General features: G+C 63.2%; 1 protein-coding gene. It reads right to left on the bottom strand.

Annotated elements, in window-relative coordinates; translation table 11 throughout:
* The coding region (locus tag ACM5QX_RS29650; protein ID WP_414756776.1) for a hypothetical protein at positions 1 to 242 on the bottom strand (242 nt) is incomplete at both ends.

Raw genomic sequence — 242 nt, 5'->3', positions numbered from 1 at the left:
AAGCGTATGCCTAGCGCGGCGAAGACGCCTGCCCAGGCATGCCGAGTCTGTGCGCAGACCAGCCGCCAGATGCCTTGCTCACGTTCCTCATGAACCAGGCCATAGCCGAGGCCAATCACCGCCAACGGCAGCAGGAGTGCCACCAAGGTGGAAAAACCGAGCGCGCCGATTTCGCGCAATAGCGGGTTGAAGATCTGGTCGCTGTTGCGGCCATCGGTATGGCGGCTACGCGGGATCGCGTC

The sequence above is a fragment of the Anabaena sp. CCY 9910 genome, from assembly GCF_963920875.1.
In the GTDB taxonomy this organism is placed as follows: Bacteria; Cyanobacteriota; Cyanobacteriia; order Cyanobacteriales; family Nostocaceae; genus Trichormus; species Trichormus variabilis.
This window is presented reverse-complemented; position numbering and strand designations above follow the sequence as displayed.